The organism is Streptomyces klenkii (assembly GCF_003626645.1).
GTDB classification, from domain to species: Bacteria; Actinomycetota; Actinomycetes; order Streptomycetales; family Streptomycetaceae; genus Streptomyces; species Streptomyces klenkii.
On record NZ_RBAM01000003.1, the window covers coordinates 700,193 to 717,142 of the forward strand.

15 protein-coding genes, 1 tRNA gene and 1 pseudogene are annotated in these 16,950 nt (G+C 73.0%); 3 read left to right on the forward strand and 14 right to left on the reverse strand.

Features of this window, described 5'->3' with window-relative positions; genetic code table 11:
- Positions 1-126: 126 nt before the first annotated feature.
- Positions 127-1,350: pseudogene (locus D7231_RS09925) on the forward strand (glycosyltransferase 87 family protein); the annotation flags it as partial.
- Here D7231_RS09925 and phsA read toward each other — a convergent pair.
- The 9 genes from phsA to D7231_RS36985 all read right to left on the reverse strand — a co-directional run bounded on the left by phsA (position 1,340) and on the right by D7231_RS36985 (position 7,944).
- Positions 1,340-3,175 (reverse strand): O-aminophenol oxidase PhsA, encoded by a 1,836-nt coding sequence (phsA, locus tag D7231_RS09930; RefSeq protein WP_120754560.1) that lies wholly within the window; start codon positions 3,173-3,175, stop codon positions 1,340-1,342. The pseudogene D7231_RS09925 and the gene phsA overlap by 11 nt on opposite strands.
- Positions 3,176-3,301: 126 nt before the next feature.
- Positions 3,302-3,535 (reverse strand): hypothetical protein, encoded by a 234-nt coding sequence (locus D7231_RS09935; protein ID WP_030366518.1) that lies wholly within the window; start codon positions 3,533-3,535, stop codon positions 3,302-3,304.
- A gap of 124 nt (positions 3,536-3,659) precedes the next feature.
- Positions 3,660-3,732 (reverse strand) — tRNA-Ala (locus tag D7231_RS09940).
- 112 nt (positions 3,733-3,844) lie between these two features.
- Complete coding sequence (locus D7231_RS09945; RefSeq protein ID WP_120754561.1) at positions 3,845-4,501, reverse strand: histidine phosphatase family protein; 657 nt, start codon at positions 4,499-4,501, stop codon at positions 3,845-3,847.
- Between the two features lie 6 nt (positions 4,502-4,507).
- Positions 4,508-4,954 (reverse strand): ribosome silencing factor, encoded by a 447-nt coding sequence (rsfS, locus tag D7231_RS09950; protein ID WP_120754562.1) that lies wholly within the window; start codon positions 4,952-4,954, stop codon positions 4,508-4,510.
- A gap of 147 nt (positions 4,955-5,101) precedes the next feature.
- Positions 5,102-6,760 carry an LCP family protein gene (locus D7231_RS09955; protein WP_120754563.1) on the reverse strand — a complete coding sequence of 553 codons (1,659 nt, stop codon included), beginning with the start codon at positions 6,758-6,760 and terminating at the stop codon, positions 5,102-5,104.
- A 33-nt stretch (positions 6,761-6,793) separates the two neighbouring features.
- A complete protein-coding gene (gene nadD / locus D7231_RS09960; protein ID WP_030366514.1) occupies positions 6,794-7,399 on the reverse strand; it encodes a nicotinate-nucleotide adenylyltransferase in 606 nt (201 codons plus the stop codon).
- 67 nt (positions 7,400-7,466) lie between these two features.
- Positions 7,467-7,631, reverse strand: coding sequence for a hypothetical protein (locus D7231_RS36980; protein WP_189383120.1), 165 nt, complete (start codon positions 7,629-7,631; stop codon positions 7,467-7,469).
- 145 nt (positions 7,632-7,776) lie between these two features.
- Entirely contained in the window at positions 7,777-7,944 is a 168-nt protein-coding gene (locus D7231_RS36985; protein ID WP_194962305.1) for a hypothetical protein, read from the reverse strand.
- Between the two features lie 75 nt (positions 7,945-8,019).
- On the opposite strand from D7231_RS36985, the gene D7231_RS09965 reads away from it, so the two are divergent.
- Positions 8,020-9,156 (forward strand): M48 family metallopeptidase, encoded by a 1,137-nt coding sequence (locus D7231_RS09965; protein WP_120754564.1) that lies wholly within the window; start codon positions 8,020-8,022, stop codon positions 9,154-9,156.
- Positions 9,157-9,318: 162 nt separating this feature from the next.
- Here D7231_RS09965 and D7231_RS09970 read toward each other — a convergent pair whose 3' ends face one another.
- The 5 genes from D7231_RS09970 to proB form a co-directional block, all read right to left on the reverse strand.
- Positions 9,319-10,362 (reverse strand): SCO2583 family membrane protein, encoded by a 1,044-nt coding sequence (locus D7231_RS09970; protein WP_120754565.1) that lies wholly within the window; start codon positions 10,360-10,362, stop codon positions 9,319-9,321.
- A gap of 155 nt (positions 10,363-10,517) precedes the next feature.
- Entirely contained in the window at positions 10,518-11,156 is a 639-nt protein-coding gene (locus tag D7231_RS09975) for an SCO2584 family spore wall biosynthesis protein (protein ID WP_120754566.1), read from the reverse strand.
- 60 nt (positions 11,157-11,216) lie between these two features.
- Entirely contained in the window at positions 11,217-12,536 is a 1,320-nt protein-coding gene (locus D7231_RS09980; protein ID WP_120754567.1) for a glutamate-5-semialdehyde dehydrogenase, read from the reverse strand.
- Between the two features lie 66 nt (positions 12,537-12,602).
- Positions 12,603-12,998: a hypothetical protein gene (locus D7231_RS09985; RefSeq protein ID WP_422396694.1), complete on the reverse strand. Its 396-nt coding sequence runs from the start codon at positions 12,996-12,998 to the stop codon at positions 12,603-12,605.
- Between the two features lie 294 nt (positions 12,999-13,292).
- The gene (gene proB, locus D7231_RS09990) at positions 13,293-14,393 is read right to left on the reverse strand and encodes a glutamate 5-kinase (protein ID WP_120754569.1); all 1,101 of its coding nucleotides are present in this window, start codon (positions 14,391-14,393) and stop codon (positions 13,293-13,295) included.
- 273 nt (positions 14,394-14,666) lie between these two features.
- Between proB and D7231_RS09995 the strand changes: the two genes are divergently transcribed.
- On the forward strand, positions 14,667-16,703 hold the full coding sequence (locus D7231_RS09995) for a hypothetical protein (protein ID WP_120754570.1): 2,037 nt from the start codon (positions 14,667-14,669) through the stop codon (positions 16,701-16,703).
- Positions 16,704-16,950: the final 247 nt, after the last annotated feature.

Below are 16,950 nucleotides of genomic sequence, written 5' to 3' on the forward strand. Positions count from 1 at the left end.
ACATTACACGGACACCCCCGCCACCTGCCAAATCGGCTGTCCGGCAGTACGGGCACACCGGGCGAATGGGATAACATCGCCCCCTATTCGCCCGATTTGTCGCCCGTGGAACCCGGAGCGCTCCTCGTGACAGCCTGGCCCGGCCGCCTCGGCCGCCCCGGCCGCAGCACCCTGGCCGCCGCCGCGGGCTGTCTGGTCTCCTTCTGTCTCTTCCTCCTCGCCCAGCGGGCCTCCCACGCCGACTCCGTCGACCTCCTCGTCTACCGCGCCGAAGGCTGGACCGTCCGCACCGGCGGCGACCTCTACGCGATGCGCGCCGCGCACCGCGGCCTGCCCGCCACCTACCCGCCCTTCGCGGCGCTCCTGTTCACCGCCCTCACCCTGCCCGGCACGACCGCACTGCGCGTCCTCACCGAGCTCGCCAACCTCGGCCTGCTGCTCGCCCTCGCCCACCTCTCCGTACGGCTCGTGGACGGCCGCCCGCGGGCCGCCGTGACGCTCACCGTCGCCGCGCTGGGCGTCTGGTGCGAGCCCGTGTGGCAGACCCTGCGCAACGGGCAGATCAACCTCCTCGTCGTCGTCCTGGTGCTGTGGGACCTGACGCGGCCGGCCGGGCACCGCTGGGCGGGCTTCGGCACCGGTCTGGCGACGGGCATCAAGCTCACCCCCGCCCTGTTCGTCGTCCACCTCGCGGCCACCGGCCTGGCCCGCCGGACGGCCGGCGGGCCGTGGCTGCGCCGCGCGGCCGTCGCCACCGCAGCCTTCGGCGGCACGGCGGCGCTCGCCGCGCTGGCCCTGCCGCACGACTCGCTCCGCTTCTGGACCGGCGCCGTCTTCGCCATCGACCGCGTGGGCAACGCCGAGGACACCGCCAACCAGTCGCTGCGCGGCGTCCTCGCCCGGCTGCTGCACACCGGCGACCCCGGCCCGTGGTGGACGGCAGCGGCGGCGGCCGTCGCCGTCCTCGGCCTGACGGCGGCCGTACGGACCCGGCTCACCGGGCCGCGCGGCGCCGCCTGGGGCGCCCTGGCCTGCGCGGCCACCGCGCTGCTCGTCAGCCCCGTCTCCTGGTCGCACCACTGGGTGTGGTGCGTGCCCGCCGGGCTGCTGCTCGTCCGCGAGGCGGCCGGCCGCCGCAGCCCCGCCCGGTGGGCGGGGACCGCGGCGGCCGCCGCGCTGTTCTGCTCGTACGCGCTGTGGCGGATCCCGCACAGCCCGGAGCTCCGGCCCGAACTCCACCAGAGCGGCGGCCAGATGCTGCTCGACGCCGGCTACCCGGCGGCCGGGGCGGCCTTCCTCGCCCTGGCCGCCCTGCGGGCCGCGGGCACCCGCGGGAGCGTCAGCCGGAGTGACCCGGGTGACCGCCGTGGCCGTGGCCCGCGTGCTCGCCGTGATGGAACTTCAGCACCTCTCCCGGCATCACCACGAACGGACGCATCATCCCCATGTCCTCGTGCTCCAGCAGGTGGCAGTGGTACATGAACCGGCCGCGCGCTCCGTGGAAGCGGCCGATCACGTTCACCATCTGCCCGGCGGGCACCTGGATCACGTCCTTCCAGCCCGCGTCGCCGTCCGCCACGGGCGCCGCTCCCCCGTACTCCAGCGGCGACCGCGTGCCGCCCAGGGCCGTGTCGAACGGGCTCCCCGGGCCCGCCGGATAGAGGTCCCGGCTCAGCACCTGAAAGTCGATCAGGTGGATGTGCATGGGGTGCGTGGGGCCGCCCAGGTTGAGGAAGCTCCACTGCTCCCAGCCGTCGTAGGTGACCATGAAGCCCAGCGCGTCGTCGAAGGTCTGCGCGCCCCTGCGGTACGTGCGCAGCTTGCCGTCCGCGCCCTTGACCTGGATCACGCCCTCGCCCGGGACCTGCACCTCACCGGGCTCGGCCCGCTGCATCTCCCACAGGCCCGGGTGGGCGTTGCCGGCCGTGCCGGGCGGAAGCAGAGCGATCAGCCGGTGCTCGTGCGCGGGCGCCGTGTCATGGGTGATCCGCTCGAAGGAGCTGGAGATCACCGGCGGCAGCACGAACCGGTCGTCAACCTCCTCGTCGGCCACCCGGAACTCCATGACCTGCGGGTGGACGGCCCCCGGGTCCTCGTTGACCAGCCGGACGCGGCGGCCCCGGAGCAGGCCGAAGTCGACCAGCAGGTCCATCCGCTCGGCGGGGGCCGCGGACAGCGGCCCGTCCAGCGGCAGGGGGCGCGGCAGCAGCCCGCCGTCCGTGCCGATCTGCCAGGCCGCGCCCCGCACCGGAGCGCCGGTCTCCGCGTCGACCAGCCGGAGGGCGTAGGTGCGGGCGTTGGAGGCGTTGAGCAGCCGGAAGCGGTACCACCGCGCCGCCACGTCCAGGTGCGGCCAGATGACGCCGTTGACAAGGGTGTACGGGCCGTTGAAGGACCGGGTGACGTTCTTCCCCTGCGCGTCCTTGCCGACGATGACGGTCTTGTGGAGGAGCCGGCCGGACAGCTTGCCGTCCGGGTCGGTGTCGAGGTTGCGGTCCTGGACGACCAGCGGGATCTCGTGCCTGCCCGAGGGCAGGTGCAGGGCGTCCTCCTCGGCGTCCCGGACGAGGTACATCCCCGCCAGGCCCGCGAAGACGTTCCACCGGGTGATGTCCATGGCGTGGTCGTGGTACCACCAGGCGGCCGCGCGGTGGTCGTTGGGATATTCGGAGAGCTGGCTGTCGCCGGGCGCGACGGCGTTCTCGGACCAGCCGTCGTTGCCGCCGCCGGTGACCGCGCCGTGCAGGTGGGTGACCGTCCAGGGCGGCAGCGCGGCGACGTCGGCCAGCGGTGCTGCCCCGCCGCGGCCGGGCAGCGTGTCGGGCGCCGGGGCACCGGGCGTCTGCGCGGCCTCCACGGCGGTCACCGGGTGGGGCCCGGTGAGGCGGTTGCTCCAGGTGACGCGCAGGCGGCGGCCGCGCCGCACCTCGATCGTCGGCCCCGGGACGTGGCCCTCGTAGGCCCATACGAGGGTGGGCGGCAGCTGTGAGTGCAGCCGGACCCAGGTGGCGGTCTGTTCGATCTCGATGCCGTGGAGCGCTTCGGTCCGGCCGGGCCGGAGCACCGGCGGGACGCGCAGGGTGTCGAGGAAGGGTGTGAGTTCGGCTACGGGCGCTTCGGAGCCCTCTCCGGAGCCTTCTTCGGCGCCGGCCGGGCTGACGACTGTTTCGGTCACGCGGTGTCCTCCGCATGCTTCCCCCGTGCCACCGGCCGTTCCCGGCGGCAGCTTCACCCCTCAGGACGCGCCCGTCACCCGGGGAGGTTGCCCGGGCTGCGTGTGCGTGTGGGGGGCGCGCGCGGCTCAGGCCGTGGCGAAGGAGTAGAAGCGTTTCAGAGCGCAGTGCTCGTCCAGCAGCCGGCCGTAGATCGGCTCGCCTTCCAGCTCGCGGTAGGTCTCGATGGGGTCGCCTTTTATGATCAGCGCCCGTGCGCACTCCACGCACCAGTACTGGTAGGCCGAGTTGAGCGGTTCCATGTCTCGGACGATCGGCGTGCCGCTGCCGCACCAGTCGCACTTCCGGCTGTGAGCACCCATGGGTCAGCCGTTCCCTCCCCTTCGGCCCGTCCTCCGCTCCCGACAGCCGGATTCTGCCACGGGAATGTGCCGGTAAAGCAAACGATCCCGTCTCCGGTGCCGGAGACGGGATCGTTTCGAACTGTGGAGCTAAGGAGAATTGAACTCCTGACCTCCTGCATGCCATGCAGGCGCTCTACCAACTGAGCTATAGCCCCGCTGTTCTCAGGTCTTCCGGTGTTTCCCCCGGCGTTCCCCGCGAACAAGAAGAACTTTAGCCTGCCACCTGCCCCGATGTGAAATCCGGGCCCCCGGGGCGCCCCGGGGCGCTCAGTCGTCGTCGCCGAGGACCGGCTCGGGGAGCGTTCCGGCGTTGTGCTCCAGCAGGCGCCAGCCGCGCGCGCCCTCGCCCAGGACGGACCAGCAGCAGTTGGTGAGGCCGCCCAGCGCCTCCCACGACCGGGACTCCAGCTGGAGCAGCCGGCCGATGGTGGTGCGGATGGTCCCGCCGTGGCTGACGACGACGAGCGTGCCGTCCTCGGGCAGCTTCCCGGCCTGCTCCAGGACGACCGGGGCGGCCCGGTCGGCCACCTCGGTCTCCAGCTCGCCGCCGCCGCGCCGGACCGGCTCGCCGCGCTTCCACGCCGCGTACTCCTCGCCGTGGCGCGCGATGATCTCGTCGTGCGTGAGGCCCTGCCACACGCCCGCGTACGTCTCGCGCAGCTCGGAGTGGTGGCTGACCGGCAGGCCGGTGACCGCGGCGAGCTCCGCGGCCGTGGCCGCGGCCCGCTGGAGGTCCGAGGCGATGATCGCGTCCGGCCGGAGCCCGGCCAGCAGCCGGGCGGCCCGGCGCGCCTGCGCCACGCCGGTCCCGGTCAGCTCGATGTCCGTCGAGCCCTGGAAGCGGCGCTCCAGGTTCCAGGCGGTCTGGCCGTGCCGCCACAGGACGATGCGGCGGCCGCGCCCGCCGCTCTTGGCACTGGTCAGCTCAGCTCACCGGCCCGCGTCGTCGAAGCCCTCGCCGCCCTCTGCGGCCTGGGCACGGGCGTGCTCCTCGCCCTTGCCGCGGGTGGCGGCGGCGTCGGCGGGCAGCTCGATCTCCGGGCAGTCCTTCCACAGCCGCTCCAGGGCGTAGTAGACGCGCTCCTCGCTGTGCTGCACGTGGACGACGATGTCGACGTAGTCCAGCAGCACCCAGCGGGCGTCGCGGTCGCCCTCGCGGCGCACCGGCTTGGCGCCGAGCTCCTTGAGGAGGCGCTCCTCGATCTCGTCGACGATCGACTTGACCTGGCGGTCGTTGGGGGCCGAGGCCAGCAGGAAGGCGTCGGTGATCGACAGTACGTCGCTGACGTCGTACGCGATGATGTCGTGCGCGAGCTTGTCGGCGGCCGCCTGGGAGGCGGCCTTGATGAGCTCGATGGAGCGGTCCGTGGCGGTCACAAGCCATGCTTTCGGTCGAAGGGGGTCAGGTACCCATCAAGGGTCTCACGACCCACCGGCGGCCCTCCTGGGCATTTCGGCGGCCACCGTGCGTGACCGCCCCGCCGTCGCGTTACCCGACCGCCCCGCCGCCGCGCTCCACCGCACTCAGCCCTTGTAGTCCTTGCCCAGGACCACGGTGACGTCGGCCGCCCCGGCCTCCTCGGCCCGCTTCACGGCGCCCGCCGGCAGCCCCAGGGTCTTGGCGACCTCCCTCGCCTGCGCCGCCCGCTTCTCGTCCGCGTAGAGCACCGCCGAGGCTGTCTCCGCCCCGCTCGCCGTGCCGCCGTCGATCACGCTGTAGCCGCTGTTGACCAGGGTGATCTGCGCGGAGGTCGCCGCGCCCTTGCCGCCTGTGGCGTTCTTCACGCTCACCCGGGGCGCCGCGTTCGGGTCGGTGTTGCGCACGGTGCCGCCCAGGACGTCCTTGACGAGCCCGCCCGTGGCCTTCTCGCCGAGGGTGCCGTCCTGCTGCACGGGGAGCACGGCGGTGGCGTACGAGCCCTTCTTGGCCAGCGCCGCGAGGTGGGCCAGGGAGGCGCCCAGCTGCTCGGTGGACAGCGACGGGTCGGGGATCTGGGCCAGCGACTCCACGGTGCGCGTCGCCGAGGCGCCGTCGGCCGGCATCTTCTTCAGCACCGCCTGCATGACCTGCCCGAACCGCGTGAGCTGCTTGCCCTCGTCCTCGCCGGGGCCCCGGTACGTGGCGTAGGCCACCGCCATGCGGCCGCTCAGGCTCCGCGCGGTGCCGCGCCGGACGACCGGGCCGTCGCCCTGCTTCTCGCCGGGGACGTCCGTGTCCGTGTCGGCCTCGATCCCGCCGACGAGCTCCACCAGGTTCTCCAGGTAGGGCGTGTCCAGCCGCCAGCTGCCCTTGATGTCGGAGCCCAGCAGCGTGTTCAGGGCGTCCCGGGTCGCGCCGGTGCCGTCGTCCTGGACGGACTTGCCGAGCGTCGTGGAACCCGCACCGCCGTCCTTGGCGACGGCCAGGGTGTTCGGCAGCAGGACCGTGGTGCCCTTGCCGGTGGTCTCGTTGTCGACCAGCAGCGCCGTGGAGGAGCCGCCGCCGCGCGTCTGCCGCAGGTGGACGACGATCACGTCGCGCTTCTGCCCGGCGCCGGCCGCGGCCGCGCCCTTCTTGCCGTCCGAGCCGCCCAGGAACAGGTAGGCGGCCGCACCGCCCAGCGCGAGGACGAGCACCACGGCGAGCGCCACGACGCGGTTGCGGCCCTTGCGCTTGCGCTCGTCGCGCCGCTCGGTGCGGCTCTCGCTGAACTTGAGCCAGTCGATGACGTCCTCGGAGTCCTCGTCGGGCTCCTCGATGAACGAGAACTGCTCGGTCTGGTAGCCGGCTGCGGCGGGGGAATCGGGCACCTCGCCGGGCGTCCGCCGGCGGGCCCGCGGCTCCTGAGGCCCGGCCTCGTGGGGCTGCGCCCCGGGGGCCGGTGCCTCCGGCTCCCGGGCGCCGGGCGCCTCGGTGTACGGCGGGCCCGCCTGCCGCGGGATCCACTCCTGCTGGGTCTGCTGCTGAGGGGGCTGCTGCTGAGGGGGCATGCCGTACGGGTCATAGCCGCCCGCAGCGTCGTACCCGCCGTAGGCGCCACCCCCGTGCCCGGGCTCCTGAGGGGCGAAGGAGTGCTGCTGCACCGGCTGACCGTACGGGTCGTAGACCCGCTCGGGCGCGTTCGGGTGGTACACCGGCTGCCCGTAGGCGTCGTAGCCGTACACCTGCGGCTGATGTGCGTACGGGTCCTGTCGGTCGTTCACCCGGTTCCCCTCGGTACCCCTCGGATCCGTGACTCAGTGCCGGTAGAGCTTGCGCTTGTTGATGTAGCGCACGACACCGTCGGGGACCAGATACCAGACCGGGTCGCCCTGCGCCACGCGCGCCCGGCAGTCCGAGGAGGAGATCGCGAGGGCCGGCACCTCGACGAGGGAGACGCCGCCCTCCGGCAGCCCGGGGTTGGTCAGTATGTGGCCGGGCCGGGTCACGCCGATGAAGTGGGCCAGGGAGAACAGCTCCTCCGTGTCCCGCCAGGTGAGGATCTGGGACAGCGCGTCGGCGCCCGTGATGAAGAACAGGTCCGAGTCGTCGTTGAGCGCGGCCAGCTCACGGAGCGTGTCCGTGGTGTACGTCGGTCCGCCGCGGTCGATGTCGATCCGGCTGACCGAGAACTGCGGGTTGGACGCCGTGGCGATCACCGTCATCAGATAGCGGTCCTCCGCCGGCGACACCTCGCGGTGGCTCTTCTGCCACGGCTGTCCCGTCGGTACGAAGACCACCTCGTCCAGGTGGAAACGCGCGGCCACCTCGCTCGCGGCGACCAGGTGGCCGTGGTGGATCGGGTCGAAGGTCCCGCCCATCACGCCGAGCCGCCGCTTCACGGGCCCTGTCTGCTCTCCCATGCGTGCAGACCCTACTGGGCGCGGCCGGAGGCCGGACCCTCAGGGACCCGCTCGCCGACCCGCTCGCTCAGCGGTCGCGGTTGAAGCGGGTGGTGACCCACAGCAGGAGCAGCAGGATGACCAGGGCGGCGCCGCCGGTCATGAAGGGGCTGATGCTCGGGTGCGTGTCGACGTGCTCGCCCTCGGAGGCGAGGGTGGCGAGGGCGGTGTGCGCTGAGGCGAAGGCAGTCATCGTCGGCAGGACCTATCCGGGACGGTAGCGGGCAGAGACTTCTGCCACATCGTATGCGGGGGCCCCGGGCGGGCTCACGCCGACTCCACGCCTTGTGACGCGGCGTCGGCCCCTCTTCCCCCTTTTTCCCGCCTCCGTCAGTCCTTCAGTCCTTCTTGTAGCCGCGCAGCAGGAACCAGGCCAGGAAGACGATCCCGACCACGCCGACGATGAGCACCGTACGGATGACCGGGCCCGGCCCCGTGTCGTCCTTGGAGACGGCCAGGAGCTCGGTGACGCCGGGCTGGGCGGCGAATGCATGCAGAGGGGACATGCCTCCACGGTAGCCCTGCCGGTGGCAGCGCCTAGGGTGGGGTCCGAAGGTGCATACGCCGCCGAGGGGGTCTCGATGAGTGACAGCAGCAACGGCAGCAGCAACGGCCACGCGCACGGGGAGCGGCTGCCCGGCCGGCAGCGCAGGCGCTTCCCGGGCATCTCGTCCCGCGCCTACGAGCACCCGGCGGACCGCTCCGCGCTCGTCGCGCTGCGCAAGCTGAGCGGCTTCGACACGGTCTTCAAGGCGCTGAGCGGGCTGCTGCCCGAGCGCAGCCTGCGCCTGCTGTTCCTGTCGGACTCGGTGCGCGTGGGTGAACAGCAGTTCCAGCACCTGCACACGATGCTGCTGGACGCCTGCTACGTCCTGGACCTGGCGAAGGTCCCGCCGATGTACGTCACGCAGGACCCGCAGCCCAACGCCATGTGCATCGGCCTGGACGAGCCCGTCATCGTCGTCACCACCGGCCTGGTCGAGCTGCTCGACGAGGAGGAGATGCGGGCCGTCGTCGGCCACGAGGTGGGGCACGCCCTCTCCGGGCACGCCGTCTACCGCACGATCCTGCTGTTCCTCACGAACTTCGCCGTCAAGGTCGCCTGGATCCCGCTGGGCAACGTCGCGATCATGGCGATCGTGACGGCACTGCGGGAGTGGTTCCGCAAGTCGGAGCTGTCCGCGGACCGGGCCGGCCTGCTGGTCGGCCAGGACGTCCGGGCCTCGATGCGCGGCCTGATGAAGATCGCGGGCGGCAACCACCTGCACGAGATGAACGTGGACGCGTTCCTCGCGCAGGCCGAGGAGTACGAGGCGGGCGGGGACCTGCGCGACTCCGTCCTCAAGATCATGAACGTGCTGCCGCGCAGCCATCCGTTCACGACCGTGCGGGCCGCGGAGCTGAAGAAGTGGGCGGAGAGCCGGGAATTCCAGCGGATCATGGACGGGCACTACCCGCGGCGCGAGGAGGACAAGGACGCGTCGGTGACCGACTCCTTCCGGGAGTCGGCGAACCACTACGCGGAGTCTGTACGGGCCAGCAAGGATCCCCTGATGGGGCTGGTACGGGACATCGCCGGCGGCGCGGGCGACATCGGCGGCCGCCTCCGCGACGCGTTCACGGGCCGCCCGGGGACTCCCGGGAACGGTTCCCCGAAGGACCCCGGAAAGCCCGAGAACGCCTCCGAGGGGCCCTCGGAGGGCGACGGGAAGGGCTAAGGGCCGTCCGGCACCGCCGGAACGCTCGTCGGGCGCTGAGCGCCGTCGCGGCGGCGAGAACGCTGCCGGGCCCGGCAATCTTTTCCGCCGCCGCGGCGCTCAGCCACTACGGCGGCATCCGGCGGTGCCGGACCATGGCGAACCCCGCGTCCGGCGGAACGCCTAGCGCCCCAGCGCCCCGCACACCGCCCCCGTTGCCGGGTCCGTGCTGTACGGGTCCGTGACCCGTACGGATCCGTCCGGTTTCCGGCCGGCCAGGAGCGGGCGTAGGTAGGCCTCGTCGTCCGCCGAGCAGGACTGCGGCCCGGCCTGCACGTAGCTCTGCACCACGATCAGGTGGTGCTCCTGGAGCCCGTCCCGGTCGAACCGGAACCGCATCTCACGCCGCACGGTGAACAGCGACGCGTCCTGCGGGCCGGTCGCCGGGCGGAGGGCGTAGACGAAGGTGTGGTCGGCGGAGACCTCCAGCGTCGCCGGCCCGGTCTCGGAGACGCGGAAGACGCCCCGCGTCCGTACGGGCGTGTCCACGAGGGCGACCTGCCCCGGGTCGAAGCGCACGAGCCAGGCCGTGGCCGCGTGCCGCCCGTCGTTCGCGGGCCGGTCGAAGCTGCGGTCGAACTGGTCGAGTTGGGCGGGGTCCAGCAGCAGCCGGACGGTCCGCTGGGAGCCTCCGGTGAGCACGGCCGGGTCGAGGGCCGACTTGACCGTGTACTCCTTGGCGGCGGCGAGGGCCGCCATCACCTGGCTCTCGGAGAAGTGCTGGGTGCTGCGCGCGGAGGGCAGGTTCACGCCTTCGGCGCCGAGCCGGAACTGCGCGGCGGGGCTGCGGTCGAAAAGCTCCTGCGCGCTGCCGCCGGGCACCGGGTCCTTGGGGGCGAGCGGCACGAGCATGGCGCGCATCGGCTCGGCGGAGGGCACGACGGGGTCCTTGTAGGGATGGCGCAATCCCATGTAGACAGCCGTGCCGAAGGCCAGGGCTATGAGGATCACCAGGACGAGGACCTGCCGGGAGGTGCTGACCCGGGACCACACGTGCCGGTTGCGCACGGCGAGCGCGTGGTCGCCCATGCGCTCGCTGGCGGAGAGCTCCTGGAGGCGGGCAGCGCGGACGAACGATTCGTCGAAGACGACGGATCGGTACTCGTCGTCCCCACCTGCCGGGACACCCTCGGGCGTGCCCTCAGGTGGGTCTCCAGGCCCGTCCATATATCAAGAGTAGGTCCGCCGGGCCTTCGGTAAACGCCGTGGTACACGACAAGTTCCGAAGAAATCCCGATGCGGGCAAAACTGCCGGGGCCATGCATATTCGTGCAGGTCACAGCGGTTGCGACGGGTGAGCCCCTGGCCTCCGGCGGCTCCGGTCAGCGGCGGGGCGCCGCCGAGGCCACCGGAGGCTCGGAATCCGCTGATACGGAGGGCAGCGGGCCGGGCCGGGCGCCCGCCGGGGCGTCCACGCCCGTGGTCGCGGGTGGGGGATCGCCGCTCGGCCGGTTGCCCGAGGAGGCGCTGCGGTAGACGGCGGCGAAGGCGAGGGCCACCACGCCTATGCCCATCACCACCGCGAGCACCCAGGCCACCGGACGGTGCCAGCGGGCGTGGCCCCGGTAGGGCCGCCGGGGGCCGCCGTGGCGGCCGTAGGGCCCGTAGGCGTCGTCCGGGTCCAGATCGTGGGTGAGGGCGGGCCAGGCGCCCGCACGGCCCGGGTGGTACCCGGGCAGGGCGCCGCCGAAGCCGTCCTCGTAGGCGTCGGGATCATCGTCGGCGGGGCCGCCGCCGGACCGGGAGCGCGGCGACGCGGACTGTGACGTCTCGCTTTCGGCGCGTGCCCGGCCCGCGGCGAGCATCCGCTCGACCGCTGAGGGCTCGTGGATCCTCGCGGACCGCACGAACTCCTCGTCGAAGACCACGGAGGCGAAGGGGTCGTCCCGATCGTCCCCGCTGCGGTAGCTGTCGGGCTCCTCGCCGTCCGGGAACGGCTGGCCCCCCACGTCGTCCGGCACCCGTCCAGCGTAGCCCCGGAGCCGGTCAATCCGCTCAGCCCGCAGGGGAATTCGGCTCGCTCAGCTCGCCGGGAGGCCGTTGCCGCGCACGTGGCCGTCGCCCGTGACGATGTACTTCGTCGACGTCAGCTCGGGCAGGCCCATCGGGCCGCGCGCGTGCAGCTTCTGCGTGGAGATGCCGATCTCGGCGCCGAAGCCGAACTGGCTGCCGTCCGTGAACCGCGTCGAGGCGTTGACCGCGACGGTCGTCGAGTCCACGAGCTGGGTGAAGCGGCGGGCGGCGGCCTGCGAGGTGGTCACGATGGCCTCGGTGTGGCCGGAGGACCACAGCCGGATGTGGCGGACGGCGGCGTCCAGGTCCTCCACGACGGCCGCGGCGATGTCGTACGAGAGGTACTCGGTCTCCCAGTCCTCGACGGTCGCCGGCACGACCGTGGCCGGGCTGCCCTCGGCCAGCGCGAGGACGCGCTCGCAGCCGTGCACCGTCACGCCGGCCTTCGCCAGGGCGGCGAGCGCCTTCGGCAGGAACTCCGCGGCGATGTCCTGGTGCACGAGCAGCGTCTCGGCGGCGTTGCACACGCTCACGCGCTGCGCCTTGGAGTTGACGAGGATGTCCACCGCCATGTCCAGGTCGGCCTGCGCGTCGACGTACACGTGGCAGTTGCCGGTGCCCGTCTCGATGACCGGGACCGTCGACTCCTCCACGACCGTACGGATCAGGGAGGCGCCGCCGCGCGGGATCAGCACGTCGACCATGCCGCGGGCGCGCATCAGCTCGCGCACCGACTCGCGGCTCTCGCCCGGCACCAGCTGCACGGCGTCCGCCGGCAGGCCGGCCCCGCCCACGGCGTCGCGGATGACGCGCACGAGCGCGGTGTTGGAGGCGTACGCGGAGGACGAGCCGCGCAGCAGGACCGCGTTGCCGGACTTCAGGCACAGCGCGGCCGCGTCGACCGTCACGTTGGGCCGGGCCTCGTAGATGATCCCGACGACGCCGAGCGGCACGCGGACCTGCCGCAGGTCGATGCCGTTGGGAAGGGTGGAGCCGCGGACGACCTCGCCGACGGGGTCGGGCAGGGCCACCACGTCGCGGACGTCCTTGGCGATGGCCCGCACCCGCTCCGGGGTGAGGGTCAGGCGGTCGACGACGCTCTCGCTCGTCCCGGAGGCGCGGGCCTTGGCGACGTCCTCGGCGTTGGCCTCGACGATCTCCTTCGTCCGCACCTCCAGGGCGTCGGCGACGGCCAGCAGCGCCTCGTCCTTCACCGAGCGCGGCAGTGGCGCGAGCTCCGCGGCGGCGGCACGGGCGCGGTAGGCGGCGCGCAGCACGGGCGACTGCGGCATCGGGTCGGCGAGGGGGGAGGGGAAAACGCTGCTCATGCGGCGAAGCCTACGGCGTACGGGGCGGATCTTCACCGGGGATCCGCCCAGCGGACAGGCTTCCGGTCAGAACGGATGCACCCCGACCGGCGTCGCCGGCAGGGGGCCGTAGCCCTCGGCGATGCGCTGGTGGTACGTCTCCCGGTCGATGACCTCCAGGCCGACGATCTCCCACGGGGGCAGCCGGGCCGTCGAGCGGTGCTCGCCCCACAGCCGCAGCGCGACCGCCGCGGCGTCGTGCAGGTCGCGCGCCTCCTCCCAGTACCGGATCTCGGCGTGGTCGCGCGCGTAGCGGCTGGTCAGCAGGAAGGGGTGGTCGTGGGCGAGCTGTTCGAGCGCGCGGCGCACCTCCGCGAGCGGCGCCTCCGCGCCCGAGACGCTGAGCGTGATGTGCCACAGCCGGGACACTTCCACGGCTTCGCCCCCGCCCGCGACGCTCGTCAGTGCGCGCGGCTCCCCCACGACCCCGCGGCCCTGGGCGGAGGAGCCCGCAGCCGTGGCTGGGGGCGTGCCTCCAGCGCGGGGCAGCGCCCCTGGGCGCCCTCGTCTCACCGGCGGCCTCCTTGCTCGCTGCTCCGCGTGCGTACGGCGGAGCGGTGGTGCTGGTCGTCGCTCTCGCATCAAAGTTGACCAGTCTGCGGGCGGTCGCGTGGGGTTTTTGCAGAAAGGCCCCATGGAAAGGCTGGACTTACCGCACTGTTCGGCCGCGCCGTGGCGCCGGATCCGTCACCGCTGTGTCGCCGTGGGTGACGCCCGTCAGCGGCGCAGCACGACCAGGTCGTCGCGGTGGACGACCTCGCGCTCGTACTCCGGCCCGAGCTCGCGGGCCAGGTCGCGGGTGGAGCGGCCGAGCAGCTGCGGGATCTCGCCCGCGTCGAAGGCCACGAGCCCGCGCGCCACGGCCCGGCCCTCGGTGTCGCGCAGCTCGACGGGGTCGCCCGCGCTGAATTCGCCCTCGACCCCGGCGATGCCGGCCGGCAGCAGCGAGCCCGTGCCGTCGACCACGGCCCGCACGGCACCGTCGTCGAGGGTCAGCGCGCCGCGGGGCGTGGAGGCGTGCGCGAGCCACAGCAGGCGGTCGGCGGAGCGGCGCCCGGTGCGGTGGAAGAAGGTGCCGGTGGGGCGGCCGGCGAGGGCGTCCGCCGCCTGGCTGGCGGAGGTGAGGACGACCGGGATGCCGGCGGCGGCCGCGATGCCCGCGGCGTCGACCTTGGTGACCATGCCGCCCGTGCCGACGCCGGCCTTGCCCGCGCTGCCGATCGAGATGCCCTCCAGGTCCCCCGGCCCGGTGACCTCGTCGATCCGCGAGGTGCCCGGCGTGGACGGGTCGCCGTCGTAGAGGCCGTCCACGTCGGAGAGGAGCACCAGCAGGTCCGCCCGTACGAGGTGGGCCACGAGGGCGGCCAGCCGGTCGTTGTCGCCGAAGCGGATCTCGTCCGTGGCCACCGTGTCGTTCTCGTTGACGACCGGGACCGCGCCCATGGCCAGCAGCTGGTCCAGCGTCCGGCGGGCGTTGCGGTAGTGCGCGCGGCGGCTGGTGTCGTCCGTGGTGAGCAGCACCTGGCCCACGCGCCGTCCGTAACGGGCGAACGACGCGGTGTAGCGGGCCACGAGGAGGCCCTGGCCGACGCTGGCGGCGGCCTGCTGGCGGGCCAGGTCGCGCGGGCGCCGGTCGAGGCCCAGCGGGGCCAGCCCGGCCGCGATGGCGCCGGAGGAGACCAGCACGATCTCCTTCTCGCCGCCGGCCTTGGCGAGCGTGTCGACGAGCGCGTCAACGCGGTCGGCGTCCAGCCCCCCGCCCGCGGTGGTGAGCGAGGAGGACCCCACCTTGACCACGATCCTGCGCGCGGCCGCCACCGCCGCCGCACGGACCCCTTGCTGCTCCCCTGCCCCAGTCACTGCACACACCTCAGGTGATTCGACGGTCGCCCGCCTCTGCCGGGCTGCCTCAGGCCCGCAAATCTACCGCCTGAGATTGTGGTCGTTCGGCCCTGTTTTGCGATGATTGCCGTCACGGAAGATTGCTCCTGGACCAGCCCGCGTCATACGGTCGGTAGTCGACCGTTGCCCAGGCACGGTCCCCCCACCCCCATCAGTCCCCCTCTCGTCCGCCTGCCAGGAGCCCTCCCAGTGCCTTCTGCCGGAACAGCCTCCCGACGCGCCGTCCAGGCCGCGGCGCTGCTCGCGATGCTGGTGTTCTTCGCCACGCAGCTCGTCGGCGCGCTGCTGCCCAACGTGCCGCTGCTGATCGCCGCCTCCGCGGCGGGGCTCGCCCTCGATCTCTACCTCCAGCACCGTGACCCCGGTCTCGTCGCCGTCCTCGGCAAGGTCCGCTTCGACGTCATGGTCCGGCAGCTGCTGCGCGACATGCTCGTCCTGCTCGGGCTGCTGCGCATCCAGGGCGACGGCTCGCTGCGCGGGTACGCCCCCCTCTTCGTGGGGCTCGTGCTCTTCTACGCCGCGCACCTCGCCTGCCAGGCCACCGCGATCCTGGTCCGGCGCAGCCGCACGCTGCCCTTCGTGACCCGCAACATCGACACCTCCGGCCTGCGCCTGACCGCCGCCCCGCCGCGCCTGCTGGCCCGCCAGCACGGCCGCCGGCTGCTGCGCTTCGCGATCCCGGCCACCGGGGGCATGCTGGTCACCGCCGGCACGGAGAAGCCCCTGTGGGGCATGCTCGGCATCGCCGTGGCCCTCCTGCTGGCCGCGGGCGGCACCGTCCACCTGGCTGGCTGGCTGCGGCCCAAGAAGCGCATCGCGGACGAGCAGCGCGCCCTGGAGTGGCTCGACCGCTGGCTGGCCGACTACCAGCCGACCACGGGCATGTACTTCTCCGGCGGCACCACCTCGGCCTACCAGGCCAACATGTGGCTCTCCACGCTCGCCGCGCTCGACGGCAACCCCGTGATCGTGCTCCGCGAGCGCTTCATGGTGCAGAAGATCGAGGCCACCGACGTGCCGGTCATCTGCATCCCCAAGGTCGTCCACCTGATGGCCCTGGAGAAGTCCTCGCTGAAGATGATGATCCACCCGGCGAACTCCGGTAAGACCTCGCAGGTCCTGCGGATGCCGTCGATCAAGCACGCCTTCATCAACCACGGCGAGAGCGACAAGCTCTCCAGCTGCAACCCGTACTCCAAGGCGTACGACGAGATCTGGGTCGCCGGCCCCGCCGCCCGCGAGCGCTACCAGCTCGCCGACATCGGCGTCGACGACCGCGACGTGGTCGAGGTCGGCCGGCCGCAGCTGGCCCCGATCCGCCCGTACGCGGGCGCGCCGTCGCGCGAGTTCACCACCGTCCTGTACGCCCCGACGTGGGAGGGCTGGGACGGCAACCCCGGCAACACCTCGGTGATGCTCGCCGGCGAGAACGTCGTCCGCGCGCTCCTCGCCGACCCCAAGGTCCGCCTGCTCTACAAGCCGCACCCGATGACCGGCTCCGTCGACCCGCGCGCGGGCCGCGCCAACGAGCGCATCCAGGCCATGATCCGCGAGGCCGCCGCGGCCCGCACCGGCGCCCGCCCGGGCCCGGAGGCGGCCGCCGAGCTGGAGCGCCGCACGGCCGAGCTGGACCGCCTGACGACGAGCACGTTCCGCGACAGCGCGGACGAGATCGAGCGGATGATGCTCCAGGGCACGCCCGAGGCGGGCCGCGCCGCGACCGTCGAGGCCGCCACCGCCGCCTGGGAAGCCGCCTACTGGGCCTCCCTGCCGGACTGGGAGCACCAGATCATCACCACCGCCCGCCCGGCGCTCTTCAGCTGCTTCAACGAGGCGGACGTGCTGATCAGCGACGTGTCGAGCGTCGTCTCGGACTACCTGATCAGCGAGAAGCCGTACGCCGTCGCCAACACCAGCGGCATGACCGAGGAGGAGTTCCGCACGAACTTCCCGACGGTCAGCGCGGCGACGATCCTCACGCCGGAGGCCGGCGAGGTCGCCGGGCTGCTCGCGGCCGTCCGCGACCCCCGCCTGGACGGCCTCGCCGAGGCCCGCGCGGAGCTCAAGGTCCAGCTGCTCGGCCCGTCCGACCCGCCGTCGCTGGTCCGCTTCAACGCGGCGGCGCTGGCGCTCGCCGCCGAGGCCGACGCCCGGCGCGCCCGCATGGAGGCTCGCGCCTCCGAAATCCCGACCCAGCGCGAGGCGGACACGGCTGCCGCCGTCTGAGCGGACGTGAGTTCCCTGCGCCCCGTAAGGGGCGCGGGGAACTGCGCGACCAGCCACGGACGGCCCGCAGCCGACGCAGCACCTGGCCTCCGGCCATACGTAAGGCCCCCAGGAGGGAAAGGCGAATTCGAGGGGTCGTAGCAACACAGTGATCAACTGGCTGTGGCCAGAAGCTTAGCGAGACGCTCGGCTGGGGTTTCCCAGCCGAGCGTTTTGCGTGGGCGGCTGTTGAGCTCGGCCGCGACGG